At 66.0% G+C, this 24,808-nt stretch carries 27 protein-coding genes and 1 tRNA gene; 15 read left to right on the plus strand and 13 right to left on the minus strand.

Annotated features, from left to right (window positions below; translation table 11 throughout):
- Window positions 1-19 precede the first annotated feature (19 nt).
- The 5 genes from fcl to thyX form a co-directional block, all read right to left on the minus strand.
- Window positions 20-991 (minus strand): GDP-L-fucose synthase, encoded by a 972-nt coding sequence (fcl, locus tag ACROSR_RS07185; RefSeq protein ID WP_432683508.1) that lies wholly within the window; start codon window positions 989-991, stop codon window positions 20-22.
- A gap of 70 nt (window positions 992-1,061) precedes the next feature.
- Window positions 1,062-1,262 carry a hypothetical protein gene (locus tag ACROSR_RS07190; RefSeq protein ID WP_432683510.1) on the minus strand — a complete coding sequence of 67 codons (201 nt, stop codon included), beginning with the start codon at window positions 1,260-1,262 and terminating at the stop codon, window positions 1,062-1,064.
- A 16-nt stretch (window positions 1,263-1,278) separates the two neighbouring features.
- Entirely contained in the window at window positions 1,279-2,058 is a 780-nt protein-coding gene (locus ACROSR_RS07195; RefSeq protein WP_432683512.1) for a hypothetical protein, read from the minus strand.
- Between the two features lie 86 nt (window positions 2,059-2,144).
- The gene (gene gmd, locus ACROSR_RS07200; RefSeq protein WP_432683514.1) at window positions 2,145-3,269 is read right to left on the minus strand and encodes a GDP-mannose 4,6-dehydratase; all 1,125 of its coding nucleotides are present in this window, start codon (window positions 3,267-3,269) and stop codon (window positions 2,145-2,147) included.
- Between the two features lie 140 nt (window positions 3,270-3,409).
- Entirely contained in the window at window positions 3,410-4,318 is a 909-nt protein-coding gene (gene thyX / locus ACROSR_RS07205) for an FAD-dependent thymidylate synthase (RefSeq protein ID WP_432683516.1), read from the minus strand.
- 149 nt (window positions 4,319-4,467) lie between these two features.
- Here thyX and ACROSR_RS07210 point away from each other — a divergent pair, with 149 nt between their 5' ends.
- Window positions 4,468-4,896: a VOC family protein gene (locus ACROSR_RS07210; RefSeq protein ID WP_432683518.1), complete on the plus strand. Its 429-nt coding sequence runs from the start codon at window positions 4,468-4,470 to the stop codon at window positions 4,894-4,896.
- Window positions 4,863-5,570, plus strand: coding sequence for a DUF1194 domain-containing protein (locus ACROSR_RS07215; protein ID WP_432683520.1), 708 nt, complete (start codon window positions 4,863-4,865; stop codon window positions 5,568-5,570). Before ACROSR_RS07210 ends, ACROSR_RS07215 begins: the two co-directional genes overlap by 34 nt.
- On the opposite strand, the gene ACROSR_RS07220 is transcribed toward ACROSR_RS07215, so the two are convergent.
- From ACROSR_RS07220 to ACROSR_RS07230, 3 genes are all read right to left on the minus strand, one after another.
- Window positions 5,564-6,064, minus strand: coding sequence for a MarR family winged helix-turn-helix transcriptional regulator (locus tag ACROSR_RS07220; protein ID WP_432683522.1), 501 nt, complete (start codon window positions 6,062-6,064; stop codon window positions 5,564-5,566). The genes ACROSR_RS07215 and ACROSR_RS07220 overlap by 7 nt on opposite strands.
- Before the next feature lie 91 nt (window positions 6,065-6,155).
- Window positions 6,156-6,380 carry a succinate dehydrogenase assembly factor 2 gene (locus tag ACROSR_RS07225; protein WP_432683582.1) on the minus strand — a complete coding sequence of 75 codons (225 nt, stop codon included), beginning with the start codon at window positions 6,378-6,380 and terminating at the stop codon, window positions 6,156-6,158.
- 34 nt (window positions 6,381-6,414) lie between these two features.
- Entirely contained in the window at window positions 6,415-6,816 is a 402-nt protein-coding gene (locus ACROSR_RS07230) for a helix-turn-helix domain-containing protein (protein WP_432683524.1), read from the minus strand.
- 85 nt (window positions 6,817-6,901) lie between these two features.
- On the opposite strand from ACROSR_RS07230, the gene ACROSR_RS07235 reads away from it, so the two are divergent.
- Window positions 6,902-8,104 carry a pyridoxal phosphate-dependent aminotransferase gene (locus ACROSR_RS07235; protein WP_432683526.1) on the plus strand — a complete coding sequence of 401 codons (1,203 nt, stop codon included), beginning with the start codon at window positions 6,902-6,904 and terminating at the stop codon, window positions 8,102-8,104.
- A 20-nt stretch (window positions 8,105-8,124) separates the two neighbouring features.
- The gene (locus tag ACROSR_RS07240; RefSeq protein ID WP_432683528.1) at window positions 8,125-8,529 is read left to right on the plus strand and encodes a hypothetical protein; all 405 of its coding nucleotides are present in this window, start codon (window positions 8,125-8,127) and stop codon (window positions 8,527-8,529) included.
- Window positions 8,530-8,749: 220 nt separating this feature from the next.
- Here the strand turns inward: ACROSR_RS07240 and ACROSR_RS07245 are convergent.
- The 4 genes from ACROSR_RS07245 to ACROSR_RS07260 all read right to left on the minus strand — a co-directional run bounded on the left by ACROSR_RS07245 (window position 8,750) and on the right by ACROSR_RS07260 (window position 11,396).
- A tRNA-Asp gene (locus ACROSR_RS07245) sits at window positions 8,750-8,826 on the minus strand.
- A gap of 205 nt (window positions 8,827-9,031) precedes the next feature.
- Window positions 9,032-9,766, minus strand: a complete 735-nt coding sequence (locus tag ACROSR_RS07250; RefSeq protein WP_432683530.1) for an LrgB family protein — start codon at window positions 9,764-9,766, stop codon at window positions 9,032-9,034.
- On the minus strand, window positions 9,763-10,080 hold the full coding sequence (locus ACROSR_RS07255; protein ID WP_432683532.1) for a CidA/LrgA family protein: 318 nt from the start codon (window positions 10,078-10,080) through the stop codon (window positions 9,763-9,765). The genes ACROSR_RS07250 and ACROSR_RS07255 overlap by 4 nt, the downstream gene beginning before the upstream one ends.
- 410 nt (window positions 10,081-10,490) lie before the next feature.
- Entirely contained in the window at window positions 10,491-11,396 is a 906-nt protein-coding gene (locus ACROSR_RS07260) for a LysR family transcriptional regulator (protein WP_432683534.1), read from the minus strand.
- 126 nt (window positions 11,397-11,522) lie between these two features.
- On the opposite strand from ACROSR_RS07260, the gene ACROSR_RS07265 reads away from it, so the two are divergent.
- The 11 genes from ACROSR_RS07265 (at window position 11,523) to ACROSR_RS07315 (ending at window position 24,046) form a co-directional block, all read left to right on the plus strand.
- On the plus strand, window positions 11,523-12,845 hold the full coding sequence (locus ACROSR_RS07265; protein ID WP_432683536.1) for an NAD(P)/FAD-dependent oxidoreductase: 1,323 nt from the start codon (window positions 11,523-11,525) through the stop codon (window positions 12,843-12,845).
- Window positions 12,845-14,029 carry an NAD(P)/FAD-dependent oxidoreductase gene (locus ACROSR_RS07270; RefSeq protein WP_432683538.1) on the plus strand — a complete coding sequence of 395 codons (1,185 nt, stop codon included), beginning with the start codon at window positions 12,845-12,847 and terminating at the stop codon, window positions 14,027-14,029. The genes ACROSR_RS07265 and ACROSR_RS07270 overlap by 1 nt, the downstream gene beginning before the upstream one ends.
- The gene (locus ACROSR_RS07275) at window positions 14,026-15,129 is read left to right on the plus strand and encodes an NAD(P)/FAD-dependent oxidoreductase (RefSeq protein WP_432683540.1); all 1,104 of its coding nucleotides are present in this window, start codon (window positions 14,026-14,028) and stop codon (window positions 15,127-15,129) included. The genes ACROSR_RS07270 and ACROSR_RS07275 overlap by 4 nt, the downstream gene beginning before the upstream one ends.
- The gene (locus tag ACROSR_RS07280; protein WP_432683542.1) at window positions 15,126-15,431 is read left to right on the plus strand and encodes a (2Fe-2S)-binding protein; all 306 of its coding nucleotides are present in this window, start codon (window positions 15,126-15,128) and stop codon (window positions 15,429-15,431) included. The genes ACROSR_RS07275 and ACROSR_RS07280 overlap by 4 nt, the downstream gene beginning before the upstream one ends.
- A complete protein-coding gene (locus ACROSR_RS07285) occupies window positions 15,428-16,825 on the plus strand; it encodes an FAD-dependent oxidoreductase (RefSeq protein WP_432683544.1) in 1,398 nt (465 codons plus the stop codon). Before ACROSR_RS07280 ends, ACROSR_RS07285 begins: the two co-directional genes overlap by 4 nt.
- A complete protein-coding gene (locus ACROSR_RS07290; protein WP_432683546.1) occupies window positions 16,822-17,970 on the plus strand; it encodes an NAD(P)/FAD-dependent oxidoreductase in 1,149 nt (382 codons plus the stop codon). The genes ACROSR_RS07285 and ACROSR_RS07290 overlap by 4 nt, the downstream gene beginning before the upstream one ends.
- Window positions 17,963-18,664, plus strand: coding sequence for an SDR family NAD(P)-dependent oxidoreductase (locus ACROSR_RS07295; RefSeq protein ID WP_432683548.1), 702 nt, complete (start codon window positions 17,963-17,965; stop codon window positions 18,662-18,664). Before ACROSR_RS07290 ends, ACROSR_RS07295 begins: the two co-directional genes overlap by 8 nt.
- A 101-nt stretch (window positions 18,665-18,765) precedes the next feature.
- Complete coding sequence (locus tag ACROSR_RS07300) at window positions 18,766-20,310, plus strand: ABC transporter substrate-binding protein (protein WP_432683550.1); 1,545 nt, start codon at window positions 18,766-18,768, stop codon at window positions 20,308-20,310.
- Window positions 20,311-20,394: 84 nt separating this feature from the next.
- A complete protein-coding gene (locus ACROSR_RS07305) occupies window positions 20,395-21,336 on the plus strand; it encodes an ABC transporter permease (RefSeq protein WP_432683552.1) in 942 nt (313 codons plus the stop codon).
- Entirely contained in the window at window positions 21,333-22,229 is an 897-nt protein-coding gene (locus tag ACROSR_RS07310) for an ABC transporter permease (protein ID WP_432683554.1), read from the plus strand. The genes ACROSR_RS07305 and ACROSR_RS07310 overlap by 4 nt, the downstream gene beginning before the upstream one ends.
- Complete coding sequence (locus ACROSR_RS07315) at window positions 22,226-24,046, plus strand: ABC transporter ATP-binding protein (RefSeq protein ID WP_432683556.1); 1,821 nt, start codon at window positions 22,226-22,228, stop codon at window positions 24,044-24,046. Before ACROSR_RS07310 ends, ACROSR_RS07315 begins: the two co-directional genes overlap by 4 nt.
- Window positions 24,047-24,350: 304 nt before the next feature.
- Here ACROSR_RS07315 and ACROSR_RS07320 read toward each other — a convergent pair whose 3' ends face one another.
- On the minus strand, window positions 24,351-24,731 hold the full coding sequence (locus tag ACROSR_RS07320) for a hypothetical protein (RefSeq protein WP_432683558.1): 381 nt from the start codon (window positions 24,729-24,731) through the stop codon (window positions 24,351-24,353).
- Between the last annotated feature and the right edge of the window lie 77 nt (window positions 24,732-24,808).

Below are 24,808 nucleotides of genomic sequence, written 5' to 3' on the forward strand. Positions count from 1 at the left end.
CTTTGAGAATTGAACGGCCTCAGCCGCGAAAATCGTCCCTGTGGTCAAGAAACCACCGATACGTTTCGGCGATCCCCTGTTCCAGCCCGATCCGGGCACGCCAGCCCATGTCGCCGAGGCGGCTTACATCCAGCAGCTTGCGCGGGGTGCCGTCGGGCTTGGTCGGATCAGTGGCGATGCGGCCCTGAAACCCGGTCACACGCGCCACCATCCGCGCCAGATCGAGGATCGCGATATCCGACCCGGTGCCCACGTTGATGTGACTGAGCATCGGGTCGGTGTTGGCGTCATAGGTGGCCTTGTCGAGATCCAGCACGAAAAGCGACGCCTCGGCCATGTCGTCGACATGCAGGAATTCGCGCATCGGCCGGCCCGTGCCCCAGATCGTCACCGCCTCAAGCCCCTGTTCGCGCGCCTCGTGAAAGCGGCGGATCAGCGCCGGCAGGACATGCGAATTCTCGGGGTGGAAGTTGTCGCCGGGACCATACAGGTTGGTGGGCATGACAGACCGATAATCGGTGCCGAACTGGCGATTGTAGCTCTCGCACAACTTGATACCGGCGATCTTGGCGATGGCGTAAGGCTCGTTCGTGGGCTCCAGCGGACCGGTCAGCAGGGCATCCTCGCGCATGGGCTGCGATGCGGCCTTTGGGTAAATGCAGCTTGATCCCAGTTGCAGCAGACGCCGCACCCCGGCCTGATGCGCCTGATGGATCACGTTGCATTCGATCATCAGGTTTTCATGGATGAACTCGGCCGGATAGGTGGCGTTGGCATGAATGCCCCCCACGCGGGCTGCGGCAAGTATCACGACGTCCGGCTGCTGATCCTGCATGAAATCGCGTACCGCCGCCTGCTCGGTGAGGTCGAGTTCGGCATGGGTGGCGGTGACAAGCGTCAGGTCCTCGCCCGCCGTGCGCCGCGCCTCCAGACTGCGCAGGATCGCGCCGCCCACCATGCCCCGATGCCCGGCTACATAGATCTTGTGCATGTTCACCTTCCGCCTGCGACCGCCCCTTGCGTATGACATCCGAAAGGCGCGCGGTCCAGACGGGTTGCCGTCAGTCCGGCGAACTTCCCTTGAAATACCCGAAAACACCGCCCAGAACGGTGCAGATCGCGGTGCAGATCAGGATAATGCCGGCCTTGCCGTACCGGTCAAGTCCCACGCCACCCGGCGCGACCGTGCCGTCCAGCCAGACGATCACGACAATCCCCAGCAGCAGGCCGGCCGCCGCGCTTACCCCCATGCTTTTCAGCATCCATGCCTCCATCGCGTCAGTTGGACAGGTCCTTGTAAAACGCGAGATCCCGGCCCAGCGCATTGGCGAAGCGGATGATCGCCGCGCTCCAACTGGAATTCGCGATGCGATTTTGTCGCCACAGGCCGGTATTGTCTTCTATCGCATCGCGCCACGCCTGGAAAACATGCTCGGCTTCCGTCTCGGTATCGACGTGCGACAGATCGAACGCGAGAACGAGCACGTTGTCGGTCGTCTTTCCCTTGCCGTCGCCCGGTGCCCACGCCAGAAGCCATGGCCCTTCCTGAACCGGCGCATCGATCCGGTCGGCGACGGCGCGTTTGCCGCGGCTTTCGAAGAATGTCGCGGCATCCGCAATCGCCTTCTGGCCGGCGTTCAGGTCATACGACGTCACGGCCTGTCGGCATACCTTTTCCGCGACGGCATCAGTGGGCACGCCGTCTGACAAATCCTCGAGCTGGTCCGCCTTGCGCGCCGATCGTACGGGCCAGACGGTGACAACCTGCGCGCTGCGCGGCGTATCGTTGCTTGCGACCATCTCGACAGTGAAGACGTCGCGCAGAAAAGCCTTGCAAATGATTTCGGCACGCGCGCGCATGGTGCCGCCGGGGTTTCGCGGGAACGCGACGACGGCGAGGCCGGCGAAGGGCGGGATCTCGCGGTCGTCCATCTTGCGAAATTCGCGGGACACCTTGAGCCCCTCCAGTTCAGGCGGAGGTGCTGCTACCGAGGGCTCCGGCTCCATGACCACAAAGTCATCGTCGGGAACGGGCCCGCAACTGACCAGGGCAAGCACCGAAAGCAAAGGCATGATCCGGCATGTCATCCGGTATTTTAATCGCCAAAGCTGACGTAAAGTCAAGCACGCACGCGGCGACCTGTTCAGCTTTGCTCCATCGAGATCGGCAGGTCATAGCTGTTGGCCTTGAGAAACGAATGGCGCTGCGCCACCCGGAGATCCTCTGCCACCATCTCGGCGCACATCTGTTGCGCGGTGATTTCGGGCTCCCAGCCCAGCTTTTCCTTGGCTTTTGACGGATCTCCCAACAGCGTCTCGACCTCGGCGGGGCGAAAGTAGCGCGGGTCGATGCGCAGGATCACGTCACCGGGCTTGAGAGCGGGGGCCTTGTCGCCCGCCACGTCCACGACCGTCGCGATCTCGTCCACCCCGTCGCCGGTGAAATCCAGCGTCAGGCCAAGCTCTGCGGCGGTCCAGCGGATGAAATCCCGCACCGAATACTGCGTGCCGGTGGCGATGACGAAATCCTCGGCCACGTCCTGTTGCAGCATCATCCACTGCATGCGGACGTAATCGCGGGCATGGCCCCAGTCGCGCAGCGCATCTATGTTGCCCATGTACAGGCATGGCTCCAGCCCCTGCGCGATATTGGCCAGCCCGCGGGTGATCTTGCGCGTCACGAAGGTCTCGCCCCGGCGCGGGCTCTCGTGGTTGAACAGGATACCGTTGCAGGCATACATCCCATAGGCCTCGCGATAGTTGACGGTCATCCAGTAGGCATAGATCTTGGCCACGGCGTAGGGGCTGCGCGGGTGAAACGGCGTCGTCTCGCGCTGCGGCGTCTCCTGCACAAGCCCGTAAAGTTCCGAGGTGGACGCCTGGTAAAAGCGCGTCGTCTTGTCCAGACCCAGAAACCGGATCGCCTCGAGCAGGCGCAGCGTACCCATGGCGTCCACGTCGGCGGTGTATTCGGGCGCCTCGAAACTGACGGCGACATGGCTTTGCGCCCCAAGATTGTACACCTCGTCGGGGCGAACCTCGCTGAGGATCCGGGTCAGGTTGGAGCTGTCGGTCAGGTCGCCGTAATGCAGCTTCAGCCGCTGATGGTTGGAATGCGGATCCTGATAGATATGGTCGATCCGCTGCGTGTTGAACATGGACGCCCGGCGTTTGATGCCGTGCACCTCATATCCCTTCGCCAGCAGGAACTCTGCCAGGTAGGATCCGTCCTGCCCGGTGATCCCGGTGATCAAAGCGCGCTTGGTCATGTCCGTCCCCATGTTCGCCGCCGGGCCGGTCGTGATCTATACCCGAGGCGGCACCGATGCCGGCGGTGGTATCCGATGTTCGCCCGCCGCGCATAGCGCTAGAATATCCGGCGCGGAAGGTAAAGCGCACGTGGGGCGTATCACGGCGCGATTACGCCCTGAAACTCGCGCCACTCGCCTTTTGACATGCCCGAGGTTTCCTGCGTCACCTCTTCGCCCGCCAACATCCTGCGCAGGCAATCCAGCGCCGTGGCCGATAGCGTGGCCCCGCCCATGCGGTAATCGGCGAAGGCACGGTAGGCCGAAGGCACCCACTCGGCCACGATGGCCGCGATCGCCTCGGCATAGACCCGGATTTCATACTGCGCGTGGCTGTCCGCCCGCAGGCGCAGGAAATGCAGCAGGTTGTGCAGATCGGTCTTCCAGTACCACTGCGTATAGATATTCGCGGGCAGGTTCATGCGGGCCAGTTCACGGGCAAGGCCCTGCTGGCCATCCTGCCCGATCATCTCCTCGTAGTGATCGTAGCAGCGCATCGCGTCCTCGCGCAAGATCCGCAGAACGCGGTCGGCCTCTTCGCCTTCAAGGGTCGCGCCGCGGCCCTGATTGTTGGTGGTGGACTGCGCCGAGAGAACCTCGGGCGCGGGGATGTAGAACTCGCGGTCGAGGATCGAGTAACGGGCCGAGTATTCGTTGACATTGGCGGTGCGGTGCCGGATCCACTGCCGAGCGACAAAGACCGGCAGCTTCACGTGCAGCTTTATCTCGCACATCTCGAACGGGGTCGAATGCCAGTGCCGCATCAGGTAGCGGATCAGCCCCTCGTCATTGCTGACGGATTTGGTGCCGCGCCCGTAAGATACCCGCGCCGCCTGGCAGATCGCCGCGTCATCGCCCATGTAGTCGATCACCCGCACGAACCCGTGATCAAGCACCGGTTGGGCGGTGTACAGATGCCGCTCCATTCCCGCGGCCGTGGCACGCAGGGTTTCGCGTGGCGCGGCGCGCTGTGCGTCGATTTCGGCCTGTTGATCTGGGCTGAGGGGCATGGCGGGGCCTTTCGGATGGGCTGAGTCGTGACCGCACAATAGACCTTGGGACCGGCGGGTGCCATGCGGCGATGCGGAATATCGCCCTGGCCCTCGACACCATGTCTCAGGCGCTTATCCTGTGACGCGATGACACCAAAGGAGATCACATGAATATCAGGTATCTGCACACCATGGTCCGGGTCAAGGATCTGGACGCGACGATGCGGTTCTTCGGCCTTCTGGGCCTCAAGGAGACGCGGCGCACAGAGGTCGAGGCCGGGCGATTCACCCTTGTCTTCATGGCTCCCGAGGGGCAGGAGGAATGCCCCGTCGAACTGACATGGAACTGGGACGGCGACGAGGGGCTGCCTTCGGACAGCCGGCATTTCGGGCATCTGGCCTACTCGGTCGAGAATATCCACGAGATGTGTCAGCACCTGATGGATAACGGCGTGACAATCAACCGCCCCCCGCGCGACGGGCGGATGGCGTTCGTGCGCAGCCCCGACAACATCTCGGTGGAATTGTTGCAGCAGGGCGAGGCACTGACACCGGTAGAGCCGTGGGCCAGCATGGAAAATACCGGGCATTGGTAAGGCTTGGCGCGCTCTTTTCAGCCGTTCTGACGACACCGGCCGAGGCGGCCTGCCGCCTCGCGCTGGTGCTCGCGCTGGATGTGTCGGCGTCAGTGGATGCGCGCGAATACGATCTGCAGCGCGCGGGCCTGGCTGCGGCACTTGACGCACCCGATATCCGGCACGCGATCTTGCAAGACAGCGCCGGAGACGTCGCCCTGGCGGTCTATGAATGGAGCGGACGATTTCAGGAGAGGCTGCATCTGGACTGGACGCCGTTGCGCCGCGAGGCCGATATCACCCGCGCGGCCAGCATCATCGCAGGGATGGAGCGGTCCACGGCAGAGCATCCCACCGCGCTTGGATATGCCCTGGGGTATGGGTCGCGACTGATGGCGCGGGCACCGGACTGCGCGCGACGGGTTATCGATGTCTCGGGTGACGGCATCACCAATCAGGGTTTCGCGCCCACCCTTGCCTACCGGCATTTCCCGTTCGAGGGCATCACGGTGAACGGCCTTGTCATCCTTGGGCACGATCCCGACGTGCTGGGTCATTACCGCGACGAGGTCCTGCACGGTCCGGCCGCGTTCCTGGAAACCGCGCGGGGCTTTGACGATTTCGAGCGCGCCATGGGTCGCAAGCTTTTCCGAGAGATCAGCGACCTGCAGGTTGGCGCGCTGCACGATCAGTAGATGTAGCGGATCTGATCGCTCCAGTACCGCTCGACCCGGCGTAGCAATCTCGTGATCTGGTCGATGCCGTCCGGGCCAAGCACGCCATGCGCTTCCAGCCCCTCGGCATGGCGCGCGAACAGTGCCGCAACCACGTCGCGGATACCGCGGCCCTTTTCCGTCAATCGCACGCGGACGGCGCGCCGATCCACTTCGCAGCGCTGGTGGTTCATGTAGCCCGTTTCGACCAGTTTCTTGAGGTTGTAGCTGACATTGCTGCCCTGGTAGTATCCCCGCGTCTTGAGTTCGCCCGCCGTCACCTCGTGATCGCCGATATTGAACAGCAAAAGCGCCTGAACGGCGTTGATGTCCAGAATACCGACCCGTTCGAATTCATCCTTGATCACGTCGAGCAGCAACCGGTGCAACCGCTCGACAAGTGACAACGCGTCGAGATAGCCGGTTATGAACGCGGCCTGCCCGTCCGGCGAGTTGAGGGATTTCTGAAAACTCATTTCCGACTCCGTACGATACTGTTCGTAACGGACCTTGGGCGATAAAGCCCAATAATCGGTTAAATCCCGCCAAGAGCGCCTAAAATGCGATCTACTCGGGGGTGCAGGCCACGCGGTTTATGTCGTCGACAAGACCGGCATGCTGATCGGGCGGCGGCACCTGTCCCGTCACCCATTGATAAAGATCCTGATCGTTTTCCACCAGCAGCGCGTCATACCGATCGAGCGCGGCATCATCCATGTCCGCGAGCTTGGCCGCGGCGTAGCGACTCAGGATGACGTCCATTTCCTTGATGCCGCGCCGCATGGAACGCATCGAAAGGCGCCGGATGCGGTTTTCGCGTGTCTCGTCAGTCAACGGCTTCTTCCCTCAGCTTGGCGCGCAGGCTTTTCTCGAGCCGCCCCAGACGATCGGTGGACAGCGCCATCTGCGCCCGGATATCACGGATCTCGGTCAGCATCTCGCTGATATCGGGCGACAGCTCGCCCAAGGTGGGGCTGTCAGGGCCGTCGCCCTCGCCCGACAGCAGCCAGAGCAGCGACACGTTCAGCAGCCCCGCCATCATCGACAGCTTGTTGGCGCGCGGTTCGGACTGGTCGTCTTCCCAGGCGCGCAACGTCTTTAGCTTGACGCCGAGCCGCTTGGCCAGATCGGCCTGTGTCATGCCCGCGTGCTGACGCGCCCCCGCGACACGGTCGCCGAAGGTGGTTGCATCCGGGTCGAACCAGCTTTCATTGGTGTCAGTCGTCATCTCTTCCCTTTCCGGTGATCATCCTTGATCCACCCTTGACCGTACCCTATGAGATCGGACATGTGAATTCAAACCGGAGACGGCGATGTCGATCCTTTCCGCGACATTATCGCGTGTGAACCCCTCGCCCACCATCGCCGTGACGACCAAGGCACAAGAGCTTGCGGCGCAGGGCCGGGACGTGATCGGCCTGGGCGCGGGCGAGCCGGATTTCGACACGCCGGATCACATCAAGGCGGCCGGCATCCGCGCCATCGAGGCGGGGCGCACGAAGTACACGCCCGTCGATGGCATCGCCGAGCTGAAAGAGGCGGTCTGCGCCAAGTTCCGGCGCGATAACGGGCTGGATTACACCCCGGCGCAGGTCAGCGTGGCCTCGGGCGGCAAGCAGATCCTTTACAACGCGCTGATGGCCACGCTGAATCCCGGCGACGAGGTGGTGATCCCGGCGCCCTACTGGGTCAGCTATCCAGACATGGTCCGTCTGGCCGGCGGAGAGCCGGTGATCGTTGCCGCGGGCCTGGAGACCGGGTTCAAATTGACGGCCGAGGCGCTGGAGGCCGCGATCACACCGCGCACCCGCTGGGTCATCTTCAACTCGCCCTCGAACCCGACGGGCGCAGGGTATGCGTGGGACGAATTGAAGGCGCTGACCGATGTGCTGATGCGGCACAGCCATGTCTGGGTGATGACCGACGACATGTACGAGCATCTGGCCTATGACGATTTCACCTTCTGCACCCCCGCGCAGGTCGAGCCGGGCCTCTACGCGCGCACGCTGACCTGCAACGGCGTCAGCAAGGCCTATTGCATGACCGGCTGGCGCATCGGCTTTGCGGCAGGCCCGCAGACGCTAATCGGCGCGATGCGCAAGATCCAGTCGCAATCCACCTCGAACCCCTGCACGATCAGCCAGTGGGCGGCGGTCGAGGCGCTGAACGGCCCGCACGATTTCATCGCCGCCAACAATGCGGTCTTCAAGCGCCGCCGCGATCTGGTGGTATCGATGCTGAACGAGATCGAGGGTGTGACATGTCCGGTGCCCGATGGTGCCTTTTACGTCTATCCGAGCATCAAGGGCCTGATCGGCAAGACGAGTGCCGGTGGTGCGCTGATCGACTCGGACGAGGCCTTCGCGACCGCCCTGCTGGAGGAAACCGGGGTCGCGGTGGTGTTCGGCGCGGCCTTCGGACTTTCGCCGAATTTCCGGGTCAGCTATGCGACCTCGGACGTGGTATTGCAGGACGCCTGCGGGCGGATTCAGACCTTTTGCGCAGGGTTCACTTGAAGAGAGGGCACGAGGCGGACATGGCCGACGATCTGCCGGAGTATTATTTCCGCGTGCGCGAAAACGGGGTCGTGGTCTTCCGCGTCGATACAGAGAACCGGCAACGCCGGATCGACATGGACCAGATCGCCGTCGTCAATATCCGCAAGGGCGAAATCAAGCCGCACGGCGACCGCAGCCTGAGCGAGGCCGACCTCGCCGCGATCCGCGGCTGGATGACCCAGCGGCAGGCGGTGCTGGACCATCGCGACATCGACGACATCCTGCGCGCGGTGGATCATCTCAACACCACCGCGCAATGGGCGCAATCGAAGGCCACCGACGATCAGCTCGAACAGGTGACCGACCCGCTCCTGCTGGCGATGCACGATCTGCGCACGGTGCTGGTGCGCAAGAAGGCTGATCGCGTGCTCAAGGATAAATGAGGATGTGACCCGCGGCACACCCGATGGGCGTCAAGGTGGAAATGACCCCGCACGGTGCCGCGACACTTGTTTCCGGTGGTAGCGGATGACTGGCCCCAAACCCGAGATGCCCCTGTCTTGACGTTAGGGTGCACGCCGACGCAGCAGCGTTTCACATGCTGCCTATATCGACACGTTTATGTCGGGAAACACGGGTTGGATCGTTCCTGCAAAGGGCAACTGGCGCGGTTGACGGGGCTCGAACCCGCGACCTCCGGCGTGACAGGCCGGCACTCTAACCATCTGAGCTACAACCGCCCGCTGCCCGCCCGATCCAACGAGCGTGGGTCGCTTCTATGCGCGGGATTTGGCGCCGTCAAGCATCGCAAACGCGAATTTTCATTTTTATGACACGCGCATTTTCACGCGCGGATACCGCGCCCCGGAAACCGTTTGTCGCGTCTGGATCAGCGAGGTCCAACAGGGTCCAAGCCGGCCCCCTGCCCCGACAAGTCCCGGTTTTTCAGAAACATGCGCCCGCCTGATCGAGGCAACGCACCAGCGTCGGCACCAGCAGGCTTGTCAGCAAGGCGTTCAACGCCATGGCGATCCCGGCATATGCGCCGGCGACCGGGTTTACCTGAAACGCGCGAGCCGTCCCGATCCCATGCGCGGCGACCCCGACGGCAAACCCACGCGCGCGCCAATCCCGGATCCGCAGCAGGCTCATCAGCGGCGTCACGGTGACCGCACCGATGATTCCGGTCAGGATGACCAGAACCGCCGTCAGGCTTGGCAGGCCCCCGATCGCTTCGGATATCCCGAGCGCCACGGGGGCCGTGGTCGATTTCGGCGCAAGTGACAGTATGACCTCGGTCGACAGGCCGAACGCGCGGGCCAGCAGAATGGCCGAGCCGGCCGCCACGATAGAGCCCGACAGCAGCGCCAGCAGGATCGGCGCGACCGTTTGCCGGATGGTGTCGCGATTGTCCCATAGCGGCAGGGCCAACGCCACCGTGGCCGGCCCCAGCAGGAAATGAATGAACTGCGCCCCCTCGAAATACGTGGCATATTCGGTGCGTGTGATCCACAGGACCGGCGCGATCAGGAAGACGGACAGAAGCACGGGATTGGCCCAGGGCGGATTGCCCAATCGTCGCGCCGCCGCATCTGCGGCAAGATACGCCAGCACCGTCGCGGTCAGCCAGAGAAGCGGGGTGGTGGACAGATAACTCCAGAGATGTGCCACGCCGGTCATGTCGACCGCCGTTCCGTCAGGCGCCGCACCCCGATGAAGGTGCCAACGGCCGCCAGCATGGACAGCAGCGTCGACAGCGTCAGCACGACCAGCAATGCAAGCCAGTCCGCTGACAGGACCTCCAGATTGCCGATCACCCCCACACCCGCCGGCACGAACATAAGCGACAGGTTGGCGAGGATGACACCCACGGTCGGTCTGAGCAGTCCGCCAAGAGAGGGCCAGACACGCAGCGAGAGAACAAGCAGCGCGAGACCCGGAACCGGGCCCGGAACGGACAGGCCGAGACCACGCACCGCGATTTCGCCGATCAACTGGCAAGTGAGAAGAATCCCGAGTGTTGGTAGCATTAGGTTACGCCCCCTGATCGTTACCGTTTTCCATATCCCCGATTGCCACAAGTTCGGAGCATCGACCATTTGCATTTTACGCATGCCCGGATCGAAAGGCTGGAACACCCGCAGGACGGGGCCTTGGAATGGTTTTCCGTTGCACCAAAGGGCGATCGAGGAGCGCGGTGATGGCCAAGCCAACGGTTGGATCAGCGTCCGACACGGCCGCCACACCACAGGTTTCTCCCGGCAGGTCGATCATGTGCCACTCGTTAGCGGTCGGGTGGCGGTGGCCGACCGATCCAAGTTCCCGCAGTGGAAAGTGCCCCCGAAGGTTCTGAAATGATCGTCCGTGACACGCCACCCTCGGGGGTCGTATATTGGTCGGCCTTCTAGGCCCAGTCGGCATAAAGCGAAATACGGCCTTTCACCGCATCGAGGAACATTTCCGCGGCCGGGTGCGGCGCCCCCAATCGCGAGGTGATCACGCTGAAGCCGAAGGTTTCGACGATGTCGACCGGTCGGCTGACGCCGCCATGCGCCTCGTGGTCGGCGGCGGTGAACGCATCGACAAGCCCGACCCCCAGCCCCCGCAACGACAGTGCAGAGACAACCGAAGACAGACGCGCACGCGCCACGATGCGCGGCGGCACACGCATCGCCGCGAAAAGCTGGTCCAGCATCGCGCCGCTGGTGGTGGTCGAGGAATAACCGATCACCGCGCGGTCTGACAGATCATCGATCCGGACGCGCCCGCATCCCGCCAGGGGGTCGTCCGGCCCCATGATGCAGCGAATGGGCACGCGCTCATGCGTCAGCAAGCGGATTTCGGGGGTCTCCATCACGGGTGCGACAAAGCCCAGCACGACCTGCCGGCTGGCAACCATGTGGATCACCGACTGCGTCGAGAACGACAGGATCTCGAGATCGAGGTCGCGCAGGTGGCCGCTGGCCTGGATGTCGGCGGCCACGTCAGGGATCAGCGTCAGCGACAGCACCGGCATCGACGCGATGCGCAGTCGCTCGCGCCGGCCGCGGCCGATCTCGCGCGCGGCGACCTCGATCTCGGACAGGCCGACGAATGCGCGTTCGACCTCCGAAGCCAGCGCATGCGCGGCCTCGGTGGGGCTGATACGATTGCCGACGCGGTCGAACAGCAACAGCCCGGTCTGGGTTTCGAGATCCCGAATCAGGCGGCTGGCCGCCGGCTGGCTGATCGACAGCCGCGCCGCGGCACCAGAGACCGACCCCGCCCGCATCACGGCAAGAAACGCCTCCAAGGCGCGTTGACTTAGCATGCTGTCAACATAACAAAATCGGATACTAGAAGTAAATTTTAATATTTGAATTATCCGCCACGCTGGCGAACGATGGCAGCCACAGGGGCCGATGCCAGGCTGCTGACAATCCGCGCAGGAGAAATCATGAGCGAGCCTTCCAGTTTTCCGACATCCGCTGCGGCGCTTCCGTCGCGGGTCGATGTGGTGGTCATCGGCGGCGGCGTGGCCGGTGTCGGCGCGGCGCTCGCGCTGGCCGAAGAGGGCGTGTCGGTACTCTTGTGCGAAAAGGGGCGCGTCGCGGCCGAGCAATCGTCACGCAACTGGGGTTGGGTGCGCCGGCAAGGCCGAGACCCGCGCGAATTGCCGTTGATGATCGAAAGCCTTGCCCTGTGGCGGCGTCACGCCGCGGCGCTCGATACCGATATCGGCTTTCGGCAGACCGGGTGCACATATCTTTGCACATCGGACTCCGAGGCGGCCGAGCGCGAGGCGTGGCTGACCCATGCGCAGGAGTTCGAGATCCCGTCCCGGATGCTGTCGCGGGCCGAGATATCGGGGCTGCTGGATGCGCCGGCCACCCACGTTAAGGGTGCGATCACCACGCCCGACGATTGCCAGGCGGAACCGTCGCTGGCAGTGCCCGAACTGGCACGCCGCGCGCAGTCCCTTGGGGCGATCATAATCGAGGGGACGGCGGTGCGCACCCTCACCCGCAGTGCGGGCCGCGTCACCGGCGTGATGACCGAACACGGGCCGGTGGCCTGCGACGCGGTGATCCTCGCCGGCGGCGCGTGGTCGCGGCCGTTTCTGGAAAATGCCGGCCTGTCGCTGCCGCAACTCGCGGTCTGTTCCTCGGCCATGCGCACCGGGCCTGCGCGCGCGAACGCGGCCCCGCCCGCCGGGATGATCGGCGCTGCGGGTGGCTCGATCCGGCCGCGCCGCGACGGCGGCTATACCATCGGGCGCGCGGGCGCGGCCCGCTTCGATATTGTACCGGCAGCGTTCCGGCATCTGTTCGCCTTCCTGCCGATGCTGCAGAAACGCTGGCGGATCGTCGATCTGGGCTTGGGCAAATCGTTCTTCGGACCATTGGGCCATCACCGCTGGCGCGACGACGAGATCACCCCGTTCGAGCAGATGCGCGTCCTCGATCCCGAGCCCGACGCGCGCCTTCTCGACGATGTCTGGCGCGAGGCGCAGGCACTCTACCCGCAACTGGCCGGGGCCGAGCGGGTGCAGGCCTGGGCAGGCATGATCGACGTTACCCCCGACGAGGTGCCGATCATAGACAGCGTCGCCGGCGTGCCCGGACTGGTGGTCGCCACGGGGCTGTCGGGGCACGGATTCGGGCTGGGGCTGGGGGCCGGTCTGATGGCGGCACGGCTCGCGACCGGGGGCACGCTTCCGGTAGCGCACGCCCCTTATCGGATGGACCGCTTCGGCGCACGCACCACGAAGGCGGCATGATGGGCAAGCGCATGAACAAGGAGGCGGATATCATCATCATCGGGGCCGGGATCACCGGGCTGGCCACGGCCCATGCGCTGGCCTGTGACGGCATCTCGGTGCGCATCGTGGACGCCTACGCGCCGGCCGCCATGGGTTCGGGCTGGACGCTGGCCGGTGTGCGCCAATCTGGACGACACCCCGCCGAGCTTGCGCTGGCGCGCGACGCAGTGGCCCGTTGGGCAACGCTTGACGACACACTGGGCGCGCCCACGGGGTACCGCCGGTCGGGCAATCTGCGGCTGGCCCGAACCGAGGACGAGGTACCCGTGATCCGGCGTCTGGTGACCGAGCAGGCCGCGGCCGGGCTCGACATCTCGCTGGTCGATGCCGATGGCCTGCGCGACATGGTGCCGGCACTGGCACCGGACATCCTGTGTGCCTCGTTCTGCGCCAGTGACGGGCAGGCCGAACCGGTGGCGGTGGCAACCGCCTATCACACCGCGCTGACGCGGATGGGCGTACGTATCGACACCGGCGTCCGCGTGACGGGTCTCGACATCACGCAAGGTCGCTTTTCCGCGATCCGGACCGATGCGGGACGGCTGACGGGTGGGGCGTGTCTCGTCGCGGCGGGCATCGGCACGCCCGGCCTACTGGCCCCTCTCGGGGCAGATCTGCCGCTGCGTACGCCGCTGGTGACGGTCGTTCAAACCGTGCCGTGCGATCCGTGCCTCGGGCCGGTGCTGGGCGTCGCAAATGCCGACATGGCCGCGCGCCAGCAGGAGGACGGGCGCCTGCGCGTGTCCAGCGGGGTCGCCCCCTGGCAGGGACATATCACCGAAGACGCCAAGGGCGCCCCCGTGGCCAGCCCCACCGCCGGGCGTCTGGCACAGACAATCGCCACCGTTTCCAGAACGCTTCCGATCCTCAAGGACACACCTGTCGAGACGTTCTGGGGCGGCGTGATCGACCTGACGCCCGACGGCCTGCCCGCGCTCGACGCCGTGCCGGGCATCGACGGGCTCTTCTGTGCCGCAGGGTTCTCGGGCCACGGCTTCGGCATTGGCCCGGCCACGGGCCACGCGATGGCGGCGCTGATCACGGGGCGCACGCCGGACATTGACCTGTCACCCTTTGTCCTCTCGCGATTCGCGGGGCGCGACGCATCGCAGGATTCAACCGGGCCGGAGCTTCACGGATGAGCACGAGCGCCGATATCGCGGTGATCGGGGCCGGGCTTGTCGGCTCGGCGCTGGCACTCGGACTGGCCCGGACCGGCGCGCGGGTGGCGCTGGTCGATGCAGCCGGGGACGACTTTCACGCGTCGGTCGCCAATTTCGGCCTCGTCTGGGTGCAGGGCAAGGGCCTTGGCGCGCCGGATTACGCCACGCTCAGCTTTCGCGCCGCGCAGGAATGGGACAGCTTCGCCAGCGATCTCGCGCAGGCCACCGGCCTGTCGCCCGCGTATCGGCGCACCGGCGGTGTGCGAATCGCGCTCGACACCGCCGAGTTGGACCGGACGCGCGCCAATCTCGCGCGGCTGCACAACCAGCCCGGCGGCGCGCATGACACCCGGATCATCGACCGCGACACCCTGCGCGAACTGGTCCCCGGCATCGGCCCGCAGGCCGTGGGCGCGGCTTATTGCCCGCATGACGGCCACGCCGATCCGCTGATGACACTGCGCGCGCTGCGACGGATGCTTCAGACCCGGACAACGATCGTGGCGATGCAGGTCACCAACGTGCGCCCGCAGGGTTCGGGGTTCGTGATCGAGGGCGCCGAGGGCCGCCTCGCGGCGGATCGGGTCGTGCTGGCCGCCGGGTTGGGCAACGCGGAACTGGCCCCGGATCTGGGACTGCACGCGCCGCTGCACCCGCAGCGCGGTCAGATCCTGATCACCGAACGCCTGCCGCGGATCCTGGATATGGCCACCCACACGGTGCGCCAGACCGCCGACGGCACCGTCATGATGGGCGACAGCAAGGAGGATGCGGGTTTTGATCGCGGCACCACCCAAGAGGTCGCGCGACAGATCGTCGACCGCGCCGTGCGCAGCTTTCCGGCCCTTGCCCGCGCGCGGCTGGTGCGTAGCTGGGGCGGGTTGCGGGTGATGTCGCCCGACGGGTTGCCGATCTACGAGGCGTCGTCCACCTGTCCCGGCGCCTATCTGGTCACCTGCCACAGTGGCGTGACGCTGGCGTCCCTGCACGCCGGCGAGGTCGCCCATGCCATCGCCGACGACGCGCTCGCCGCGCGCTACCCGGAATTCTCTCCCGCCCGCTTCGAGGAGGCCGCATGAGCGTCTTCCGCCGCACAGCACCGGCCACGGGCACCATCGCGATCACCGTCGATGGCCATTCCGTGACAGCATGCCCCGGTGATACCGTCGCCACCGCGATGCTCGCGGCGGGCTACACCTCGATCGGGGCGAATGTGAAGACCGGCACGGCGTCGGCGCCCTTCTGCCTGATCGGGATATGCTTTGGCTGCCAATGCACCATCGACGGCGCGCCGGATGCACAGGCCTGCCTGGTCCGCGTGCGCGAGGGGATGGTGGTCGAGACGCCGCACCCTTTGGGCCAAGACGCGGGGGCCGCATGAGCGACAGGGTCGATCTCTGCGTGATCGGCGCCGGCCCGGCGGGGCTGGCGGCCGCGGCACGTGCCGCCGAGGGCGGGCTCGACGTGCTGTTGCTTGACGAGCAACCCGCCCCCGGCGGACAGGTTTGGCGCAACGCGGGCTCTGCGCAGCATGACGCGGGGCCGGCGGCGGACGCGGCGCTCCGCCGGTTCGCGGCCTCGGGCGCGGATCACCGCGCCGGGGCGACACTCGTCGACATGACACCACCGACCACGGATCGCGACGCCCCGACCGAGATCACATGGCGTGCGCCCGGCACCGCCACGAGCCCGCGCATCCGCCGGACAGCGGCGCGCGCGGTGATCCTCGCGACCGGCGCGCAGGAGCGTCCGCTGATCTTTCCCGGCGCCGAATTGCCCGGCGTGATGGGCGTCGGCGCGATCCAGACCGCGTACAAGCAATCGGGGCTGGTTCCCGACGCCGAGGGCGTTGTGCTGGCCGGGCACGGCCCGCTGGTGCTGCTGACCCTGGCGCAAGTGCGCGCGGCGGGCGGGCGCGTGTCGGCCCTGCTCGATCTTGGCCCGCGCGGTGGGTTCGCGCGGGCGATCAAGGCGCTGCCTCGCGCCATCCTTGGCGATCCGGGGCTGATGGCCCAGGGCGCCGGGCTGCTGCTGCGCCGGATGCTGTCGGGCGTACCGGTCTACCGCCGTGTCACACGCCTGCGCGCCCACGGCGCCGGTCACCTGCAATCGGTGTCGTTCGCGAGTGACGGTCGCGCCCAACACCTGCCCGCCCGCCTGCTGGGCGTGCATGACGGCGTGATCCCGAACACCCAGGTCAGCCGCCTTCTGAACCTGCGCCATGCGTGGGAGGCCGGCCAAGGGGCCTTCGTGCCCGTGCGCGAGGCTGATGGCGCCGTCGCGCCGGGTCTCTGGATCGTCGGCGACGGCGGCGGCATTGGCGGCGTCCGCATCGCCACCCTCGAAGGCGAGCAAGCGGCGCTGTCGGTGCTGGCGCGCGCCGGGCGTGCAGACACCCACGCCGACCTTGCCAGACGTCTGAACCGCCGGCGCGCTGCGCGCCAACTTCCCGAGGCGCTTTATCCGCCCATTCCACTGTCGGCCCATGCCACGGACGACGCGCTGATCTGCCGGTGCGAGGCCGTCCGTGTCGCGGATGTGCGCACAGCCCTTGGCACCGGGATCGACGGGCCGAACCGCGTCAAGGCCCTGACGCGCTGCGGCATGGGGCCGTGCCAGGGTCGGATTTGCGGCAATCCGCTGACGCGGCTGATCGCCGACGAGACCGGGCGCCCCCCCGACGCCGTCGGCGCCTTGCGAATCCGTCCGCCGCTGAAACCGGTGTTGCTGATGGATTACCTCGCACCGGATGCCCTGCCCGAGGCCGCGTCATGATGGCGGATGTGGCGATCATCGGCGGCGGCCTCATGGGCCTTGCGACGGCTTTCGAAGCCCGCAGGCTTGGCCTGTCGGTGCAGTTGATCGAGGCCGCGCGTTGCGGCCGCCACGCCTCGTCGGCCAGTGCCGGCGGGGTGCGCAGTCTCAACCGGCACCATGCCGAGATCCCGCTGGCGCGCGCCGCACTGGACCTTTGGCGTGGGCTGGCGGCGCGGCTGGGGCACGATGTGGGCTTTGTACAAAGCGGCCAGATGCGTCTGGCCGAGGATGAGCCGGGCCTCGTGGCGTTGGAACGCCGCGCCCGCGACACCGCCGATGCGGGCTGGACACATGAGCGGCTGATCCCCGCGCATGACGTGCGCGCGCGGCTGCCGGCCAGCGCCGGGCATATCCGCGGCGCGCTGGTGGTCGAGGATGACGGCTTTGCCGACCCGATGGCAACGCTGCACGCCTACCGCCAGGCGTGCCTGTCTGCGGGCGTCGTCATAACCGAAAACCGGCCCGCGCGCGGCATCGCCCGCACCGGGGATGGCGGGCTGTCGATCGACACCGACCGCGGCGAAATCCACGCGCGGCAGGCGGTCAACTGTGCCGGCGCCTGGGGCGGCGATCTGGCATCCGAGGATGGCCTTGCGATGCGCACCGGCGCGCTGCAGATGATCGTGACGGCCCCGGTGGCGCCATTCTTGACCCCGGTGGTCGGCGTTCACGGGCTCAAGCTGTCGCTCAAGCAGACCGACGCGGGCGCCGTTGTCATCGGCGGCGCCTTCGAGGGGCACGTGCGCGACGCCGGCACCTGCCGCACCGCGCGCGGCGATCTCGATCCGGCGCGTATCGGCACAAGCCTGGGGAATGCAGTGGCCATATTTCCGCACCTGGCGCGGGCTCGCGTGGTGCGCGCGTGGACCGGGCTGGAGGGCATGATGCCCGACGGTCTGCCGGTTCTGGGGCCAAGCCCGCGACTTGCCGGGCTGGTCCACGCCTTCGGGTTCTCGGCGCACGGCTTTGCCCTGGCGCCGCTGGTCGGGCGGATGGTGGCCGAACACCTGCATGACGGCACCGGCACCGCGGCGATGGCGCCGTTCTCGCCCGCACGCTTCGCCGCGCCGCAACCACGACAGAAGGAGTTGAGCGATGCTTGAACCGCAGGGACGGGTGATCATGGTATCGGGCGCCAGCAGGGGCATCGGCCGCGCGCTGGTCGAACGGCTGATCGAGCGAGGCTACAGCGTCAGCGCCGGAATGCGCGATCCGGGCGCACTCGACGCTTCGACCATGCCGCGTCTGCTGACCGCGCGGTTCGACGCGACCGACCGCGCCAGCCATCAAGGCTGGCTCGACGCGACGCTGGACCGCTTCGGTCGCCTCGACGGGCTGGTGAACAACGCCGGTATCGCCGACCGCTTCACCATCGACGCGGGCGACGAGGCCGATCTGGACAGGCTTCTTGCGGTCAATGTCAAGGGTCCCCTCTTTCTGACCCGCGCTTGCCTGCCGCATCTGCGTGCCAGCGGCACGGGGCGGATCGTCAACGTCGCCTCGCTGTCGGGCAAGCGGGTGCGAAACGACAATATAGGCTACGCGATGACCAAGCATGCGCTGATGGCGCTGACGCATGGCACACGGCGCATCGGATGGGAGGACGGCGTGCGCGCCACGGCGCTTTGCCCGAGCTTCGTCGCCACCGACCTGACGGCCGGGGTCCAGACCATCGAGCGCGATGCGATGATCGCGCCCGCCGACCTCGCGGTGCTGGCGGAAACGGCAATCGCGCTTCCCAATACCGCGAGCGTCGCCGAGATGCTTGTCAACTGTCGCCACGAGGACATGCTATGATGCGGAATGTCCATTGCGGCGGATCGGGCGGCGAACGTGCCGGCGCCCCCCGGATTCGAAACCGGAAAATCGGCACGACACCTGCAACAGGAGCGAAAACCATGAAAGCCAAGACACTGATGATGGTCGGCACGGCGATGCTTGCCGCCGGGGCGGCGCAGGCCCAGCAGACAACGCTGACCATTGGCATGGGCAGCGCGGATGCCGGGCGGCTCGACCCGCATGTCGCCACGACAACCCCTGACAAGGGCGTACTGCACTGGATGTTCAACGGCCTTGTAAGGGTCGAGCCGGGCAAGGCCAGCCCCGAACATATCGAACCCGACATCGCCAAAAGCTGGGAGGCGTCGGAGGACGGCCTGACATGGACCTTCCAGTTGCGCGACGATGTCGACTGCCACGGCGACTACGGCATGCTGGATGCCGAGGACGTGGTCTACTCGCTCAACCGCGCGGCAAATCCCGACGTGTCGTCCTTCGCCGCCGATTACAGCGCCTTCGAGACGGTCGAGGCCACGGGCGATCACGAGGTCACGATCACGCTGTCCTCGCCGGTGCCCAGCCTTCTGGGGCTGCTGGTGCCCTATCACGGTGGCAACATCGTCTGTCAGGATGCCGTCGAGGAGATGGGCGAGGATTTCGCGCGGTCGCCGGTGGGCACCGGCCCGTGGGCGTTTGCCGAATACCAGCCGCAGCAATTCGTCCGTCTTGTCGCGCACGAGGACTATTTCCGTGGCGAACCCGAGATCAAGGAAATCATGTATCGCTACATCCCCTCGGATTCCAGCCGCGACCTTGCGTTCCAGTCGGGTGAGATCGACATGATCTACGGCCGTCAGGACCAGACCTGGGTCGAGCGGATCTCGCAACTGCCCGATGTCACCGTCGCCACCATGCTGCCCGGCGAGATGTCGCAACTGATGCTGGACGTGACGTCCGAGCCGCTGAACGACATCCGGGTGCGCAAGGCCGTCGCGCATGCCGTCAACCGCGACGGGCTGGTCCAGCTCAAGGGGCCGGACGTGACGCTGCCGGCGGTGTCGCCGGTGCCTGAAGGCTACCTCGGATACACCGATGACGTGCCGACCTACCCGCACGATCCCGACCGCGCACGGGAATTGCTGGCCGAGGCTGGCTATCCCGACGGCGTGACCATCAAGGCCATCCACACCACGCTGCCCACCATGCTTGAGACCATCCAGGCGGTGCAGGCGCAACTGCGCGAGAGCGGTATCACCCTGGATGTCGAGCTGGTCGAGCACGCCACCTTCCACGCGCAGATCCGCGAAGGTCTCAGCGAGCTGACACATTACTCGGCGGCGCGTTTCCCGGTGGCCGACACCTACCTGACGCAATTCTTCCACTCGGATTCTGCGCCGGGCGAGCCGTCGGCGATCACCAACTTCGCCAACTGCTCGGTGGCGGATGAGGAAATCGTGTCGGCACGCGTCGCGTCCGACCCCGAGCGCCAGAAAGAGCTCTGGGCCGAGGCGCAGCGCAAGATCATGGAACAGGTCTGCACCGTTCCCCTGATGCAGAACATGCAGCTCTGGGCGTGGACCGACAACCTGAACCTTGGGCACGAGGTCGAGGGGTCGTTCAACCTCAGCCCGGCCATCACCGAAAAGTCGCACTTCGTCGATTGATCGCCACCATCCACCCGCCGTCCCGCGCCCCTGTGCGCGCGGGGCGGTGCACCTGATGTCCCATTACCGAAATCACGGGGTCGCATGAGCAGCTATATCCTTCGCCGACTCGGATTCGCGGTCATCACGCTGTTCAGCGTGCTGACCATCGTCTTCTTCATCGTGCGCATCCTGCCGGGCGATCCGGCGCTTGTGGTGCTGGGCGACCAGGCCAGCCAGGCCGCGATCGAGGCGTTGCGTGCCAAGCTCGGCCTCGACAAGCCGCTGATCGTCCAATACGGCGAGTTCATGGCGGGTGTGCTCACCGGGGACTGGGGCACCTCGCTTGTCTCCGGACGCCCGGTGATCGGCGAGATCCTCAACGTCCTGCCTGCTACCATCGAACTGACCCTTGCCGCACTCGTTCTCGGCGCGGCGATCGGCATCCCGCTGGGGGTGTGGTCGGCGGTGCGGCGCAACGCGATCCCCGATTACCTGATCCGGCTCGGCTCGCTTCTGGGGCTGTCATTTCCCGCCTTCGTCTCGGCCATCCTGCTGCTGCTGGTCTTCTCGATCTCGCTCAACTGGTTCCCGGTCATGAGCACCGGGCGCGGCGAGACCCTGGGCGCCCGGCTGCACGACCTTGCGCTGCCGGCGATCAATCTCGGGATCATCATGGCGGCCTTCATCACCCGCGTCGCCCGCTCGGCGATGCTAGAGGTGCTGGGACAGGATTATGTCCGCACCGCCAAGGCCAAGGGCATCGCGTTCGCGACAATCATCTGGCGGCACTGCCTGCGCAACACGATGATCCCGGTGGTCACGGTGATCGGCCTCTACCTCGGTGTGCTGATCGGCAATTCGGTACTGACCGAGATCGTCTTCAACCGTCCGGGGCTGGGCCGCCTCATCGTGGGGGCCCTCAACCAGCGCGACTATGCCATGCTGCAAGGGCTGATGGTGATCTACACGCTGATCGTGGTTCTGGTGAACCTGCTGACCGACATCACGTACGGCTTCATTGACCCGAGGGTGAAATATTCATGACGCACACCAATCCCGCCGCACCGCGCAGCTACCTGCGCACCATGCTCGCCGCGACCGGCAGTGCGCTGTTCAAGGCGTTCAACACCAACAAGACCTCTTGGGCCGGTCTTCTGGTCTTCGTGGTGGTCTGCCTCGCGGCGCTACTGGCGCCGTGGATCGCACCGCACGATCCCATAGATCAGGATGTCTTCCAGCGCCTCCACGGCCCAAGCGCCGAGCACTGGCTGGGAACGGATGTCTTCGGCCGCGATATCCTGTCGCGCATCCTCTACGGCGCACGGATTTCACTGTTGATCGGGCTTGTCTCGATCGGGCTGGCGATGCTGATCGGAACGGTGATCGGGCTGGTCGCGGGATATTATGGCGGGCGGCTGGACATCGTCATGATGCAGACGATGGACGTGCTGCTGGCCTTTCCGTCGCTGATCCTCGGGCTGATCGTGGTCGCCATGCTGGGGCCCAGCATCACGAACCTGATCATCGCCATCGCCCTGACCGCGATCCCGCCCTTCGCGCGCATCGCCCGCGCGCCGACCATCGCGATCAAGGATCGGGAATTCATGGAGGCCGGGCGCGCCCTGGGCTATTCCGACCGCCGGCTGATGTTTCGCCACCTGCTGCCGAACATCCTGCCCGAAGTGCTGGTCATGGGATCGATCTGGATCGCGACCGCGATCCGGGTCGAGGCGTCGCTGGCCTTCATCGGCCTCGGCGTCAGCCCGCCGACCGCCACATGGGGCGGCATGATCCGCGAGGGGTTCGAGAACATCCTCGACAGCACCTGGCTGGTGCTCTTTCCCTCGCTCGCCATTCTCATCGTCGTGTTCGCGCTCAACCTTCTGGGCGACGGGCTGCGCGACGCAATCGATCCGCGACTGAAGGGTGAACAATGACGCAACCGGTTCTGAGTGTCCGCGGGCTGACGACCTCGTTTCGCGTGGATGGCGCGTGGCAATCTGTCGTTCGCGATCTGAGTTTCGACATCGCCCCGCGTGAAACCGTGGCCATTGTCGGCGAAAGCGGCTCTGGCAAGAGCGTGACGGCGCTGTCGATCATGCGCCTCATCGAGCCGGCGACGGGCCGGATCGAGGGCCAGATCCATCTTGGTGACCTCGACATCCTCGGGGCGTCCGAGGAGAAGATGCGCGACATTCGCGGCAGCGATATCGGCATGATCTTCCAGGAGCCGATGACCAGCCTCAACCCGGTGCTGACCGTCGGCGCGCAGGTCTCCGAGGTGCTGCGCCGGCATCGCGGTTTTGATGCGGCGGCGGCGCGCGCGGAAACCCTGCGCCTGTTCGATCTGGTGCGCATTCCCGACGGCGCGCGGCGCTACGCGGAATTTCCGCACACCTTTTCGGGGGGCATGCGCCAGCGGGTGATGATCGCCATGGCGCTTGCCTGCCGGCCCAAACTGCTGCTCGCCGACGAGCCGACGACCGCGCTCGACGTGACCATCCAGGCGCAGATCCTCGAACTGATCCGCGATCTGCAATCCGAGATCGGCATGTCGGTGATGTTCATCACGCACGACATGGGCGTCGTGGCCGAGGTCGCCGACCGCGTGGTGGTGATGCTGCGCGGCGACAAGGTCGAGGATGGGACCGCGTCGAGGATCTTCGCGACCCCCGAGCATCCCTACAGCTTCAAGCTGCTTGGTTCCGTGCCGCAGCTTGGCACGCTCAGCGGGTCGGACATGCCGCGCCGGTTCCCGGCCTTCAAGGAGGACGAAAGCGATCCGCGCGCCACCGGGGCCTTCGCGGCCGAGGCCCCGGACGAGCCTGACAAGCGCGGTGGCGATCTGCTGAAGGTCAAAGACCTGTGCACCCGGTTCACCATGCGCGGCGGGGTATTCGCCCGCCCCATCGGCCGGGTCCACGCGGTCGAGGGGGTGTCGTTCTCGCTGCGCGCCGGCGAGACCCTGTCATTGGTAGGTGAATCCGGCTGCGGCAAATCCACCACGGGCCGATCCCTGTTGCGACTGGTCGAACCCGCCAGCGGCTCCATCCTGTTCGAGGATCAGGACCTGATGACCACCTCGCGCGCCGAGCTGCGCGCGGCGCGGCAGCGTATGCAGATGATCTTCCAGGATCCGTTCGGGTCGCTCAACCCGCGCCAGACGGTCGGCGCCGCGATCCGAGAACCGATCGTGGTGCACGGCCTCGCCACCGGCGCCGCCGCCGATGCGCGGGTCGACGCGCTGCTGGAACAGGTCGGGCTGAAACCCGAGCACGCGACACGCTTTCCGCACGAATTCTCGGGCGGCCAACGGCAACGCCTCTGCATCGCGCGGGTGCTGGCTTTGGAGCCGAAGATGATCATCGCCGATGAATCCGTCTCGGCGCTCGACGTGTCGATCAAGGCGCAGGTCATCAACCTGATGCTGGATCTGCAGCGCGATCTGGGCCTCGCCTTCCTGTTCATCAGCCACGACATCGCCGTGGTCGAACGGGTCAGCCACCGCATCGCCGTGATGCTTCTGGGTGAGATCGTCGAGATCGGACCGCGCCGCGCGATCATCGGCGACGCCCGCCACCCCTATACCCGCAAGCTGATCAATGCCGTGCCGATCCCCGATCCCGACCGCCCGCGCCGCACCACCGGGCGCGTCACCGACGAGTTGAAAAGCCCCGTGCGGGCGCTTGACTGGACGCCGACGCAGGCCCCAATGGTTCAGGTCGGCCCCGATCATTTCGTGCGCGAAAGCTGACGACCCGGCCGGTCACGCTTTGATCTGGACCGCGCCCGATGCGGGCGCGCGGCATCCACCAGCCGTCATGCGCGTCGCCGCGCCCCTTACGGCTCGTGACCGGCCGATCGGCCTGGCTGAAGCCACGCGCGGGAGGCGAGTGGCGTGCCGATAGCAACCGTGCAAGGTAGACGACGAAAGGGCGCGCAGCATCCGGTACCATCACCGGCGCACGGCACGCACGACAAGATCTTTGACGGACACGGCACACGTCCGGACAAAGACGACCACAGGCACCGACCACAGGCTGGACGCGGGGCGGCGATCACGCCTCATCCACCTCGATACGATCGGCGACGTCCTGGGCGATCTGCTCCGCATGCAGCGCCAGAAGGATCAGCTTTGCATCCAGCGTGTCGCCGTCATCCAGCGCCGCCTCCACGCGATCGTCGATACGCTCCGCATCCGCCGCGCTGTTGCTGTCCGCAAACTGCTCATGTCCGAGGATGCAATAGGCGAGCAGTTGCGCGGCTTCGGCGCAGGCAACATCCTGGCTCCTGACACCGGCATATGTCTTGTTGAGCTTGATCACGGTCAGCTTGACCGGGTCCGGAACGAGAATGGGATGCACACCGGACTCCCGGAGCGCATCCTCAAGGGCGCGCATCGCCGCAGAGCGGCCCAGAATGTCGAACAAACGCAACATGCATTCAATTCTATCAGGTCCTTGGCACGGCCACACCCAGATTCCGCCACGCACCGGCCGTCAGCGCGCGGATGAAC

This window comes from Roseovarius tibetensis (genome assembly GCF_050896375.1).
In the GTDB taxonomy this organism is placed as follows: Bacteria; Pseudomonadota; Alphaproteobacteria; order Rhodobacterales; family Rhodobacteraceae; genus Roseovarius; species Roseovarius tibetensis.

Bases quoted from the DNA above. Each gene is read 5' to 3' on its own strand.
- ACROSR_RS07300 (WP_432683550.1), top strand. From the start codon at position 18,766: ATGAAAGCCAAGACACTGATGATGGTCGGCACGGCGATGCTTGCCGCC.
- ACROSR_RS07280 (WP_432683542.1), top strand. From the start codon at position 15,126: ATGAGCGTCTTCCGCCGCACAGCACCGGCCACGGGCACCATCGCGATC.
- ACROSR_RS07305 (WP_432683552.1), top strand. From the start codon at position 20,395: ATGAGCAGCTATATCCTTCGCCGACTCGGATTCGCGGTCATCACGCTG.
- ACROSR_RS07295 (WP_432683548.1), top strand. From the start codon at position 17,963: ATGCTTGAACCGCAGGGACGGGTGATCATGGTATCGGGCGCCAGCAGG.
- ACROSR_RS07310 (WP_432683554.1), top strand. From the start codon at position 21,333: ATGACGCACACCAATCCCGCCGCACCGCGCAGCTACCTGCGCACCATG.
- ACROSR_RS07230 (WP_432683524.1), bottom strand. From the start codon at position 6,816: ATGACGACTGACACCAATGAAAGCTGGTTCGACCCGGATGCAACCACC.
- ACROSR_RS07290 (WP_432683546.1), top strand. From the start codon at position 16,822: ATGATGGCGGATGTGGCGATCATCGGCGGCGGCCTCATGGGCCTTGCG.
- ACROSR_RS07315 (WP_432683556.1), top strand. From the start codon at position 22,226: ATGACGCAACCGGTTCTGAGTGTCCGCGGGCTGACGACCTCGTTTCGC.
- ACROSR_RS07240 (WP_432683528.1), top strand. From the start codon at position 8,125: ATGGCCGACGATCTGCCGGAGTATTATTTCCGCGTGCGCGAAAACGGG.
- ACROSR_RS07275 (WP_432683540.1), top strand. From the start codon at position 14,026: ATGAGCACGAGCGCCGATATCGCGGTGATCGGGGCCGGGCTTGTCGGC.
- ACROSR_RS07260 (WP_432683534.1), bottom strand. From the start codon at position 11,396: ATGCTAAGTCAACGCGCCTTGGAGGCGTTTCTTGCCGTGATGCGGGCG.
- ACROSR_RS07225 (WP_432683582.1), bottom strand. From the start codon at position 6,380: ATGCGTTCCATGCGGCGCGGCATCAAGGAAATGGACGTCATCCTGAGT.
- fcl (WP_432683508.1), bottom strand. From the start codon at position 991: ATGCACAAGATCTATGTAGCCGGGCATCGGGGCATGGTGGGCGGCGCG.
- ACROSR_RS07220 (WP_432683522.1), bottom strand. From the start codon at position 6,064: ATGAGTTTTCAGAAATCCCTCAACTCGCCGGACGGGCAGGCCGCGTTC.
- ACROSR_RS07285 (WP_432683544.1), top strand. From the start codon at position 15,428: ATGAGCGACAGGGTCGATCTCTGCGTGATCGGCGCCGGCCCGGCGGGG.
- ACROSR_RS07210 (WP_432683518.1), top strand. From the start codon at position 4,468: ATGAATATCAGGTATCTGCACACCATGGTCCGGGTCAAGGATCTGGAC.
- ACROSR_RS07265 (WP_432683536.1), top strand. From the start codon at position 11,523: ATGAGCGAGCCTTCCAGTTTTCCGACATCCGCTGCGGCGCTTCCGTCG.
- ACROSR_RS07190 (WP_432683510.1), bottom strand. From the start codon at position 1,262: ATGCTGAAAAGCATGGGGGTAAGCGCGGCGGCCGGCCTGCTGCTGGGG.
- thyX (WP_432683516.1), bottom strand. From the start codon at position 4,318: ATGCCCCTCAGCCCAGATCAACAGGCCGAAATCGACGCACAGCGCGCC.
- ACROSR_RS07320 (WP_432683558.1), bottom strand. From the start codon at position 24,731: ATGTTGCGTTTGTTCGACATTCTGGGCCGCTCTGCGGCGATGCGCGCC.
- ACROSR_RS07235 (WP_432683526.1), top strand. From the start codon at position 6,902: ATGTCGATCCTTTCCGCGACATTATCGCGTGTGAACCCCTCGCCCACC.
- ACROSR_RS07270 (WP_432683538.1), top strand. From the start codon at position 12,845: ATGGGCAAGCGCATGAACAAGGAGGCGGATATCATCATCATCGGGGCC.
- gmd (WP_432683514.1), bottom strand. From the start codon at position 3,269: ATGACCAAGCGCGCTTTGATCACCGGGATCACCGGGCAGGACGGATCC.
- ACROSR_RS07250 (WP_432683530.1), bottom strand. From the start codon at position 9,766: ATGACCGGCGTGGCACATCTCTGGAGTTATCTGTCCACCACCCCGCTT.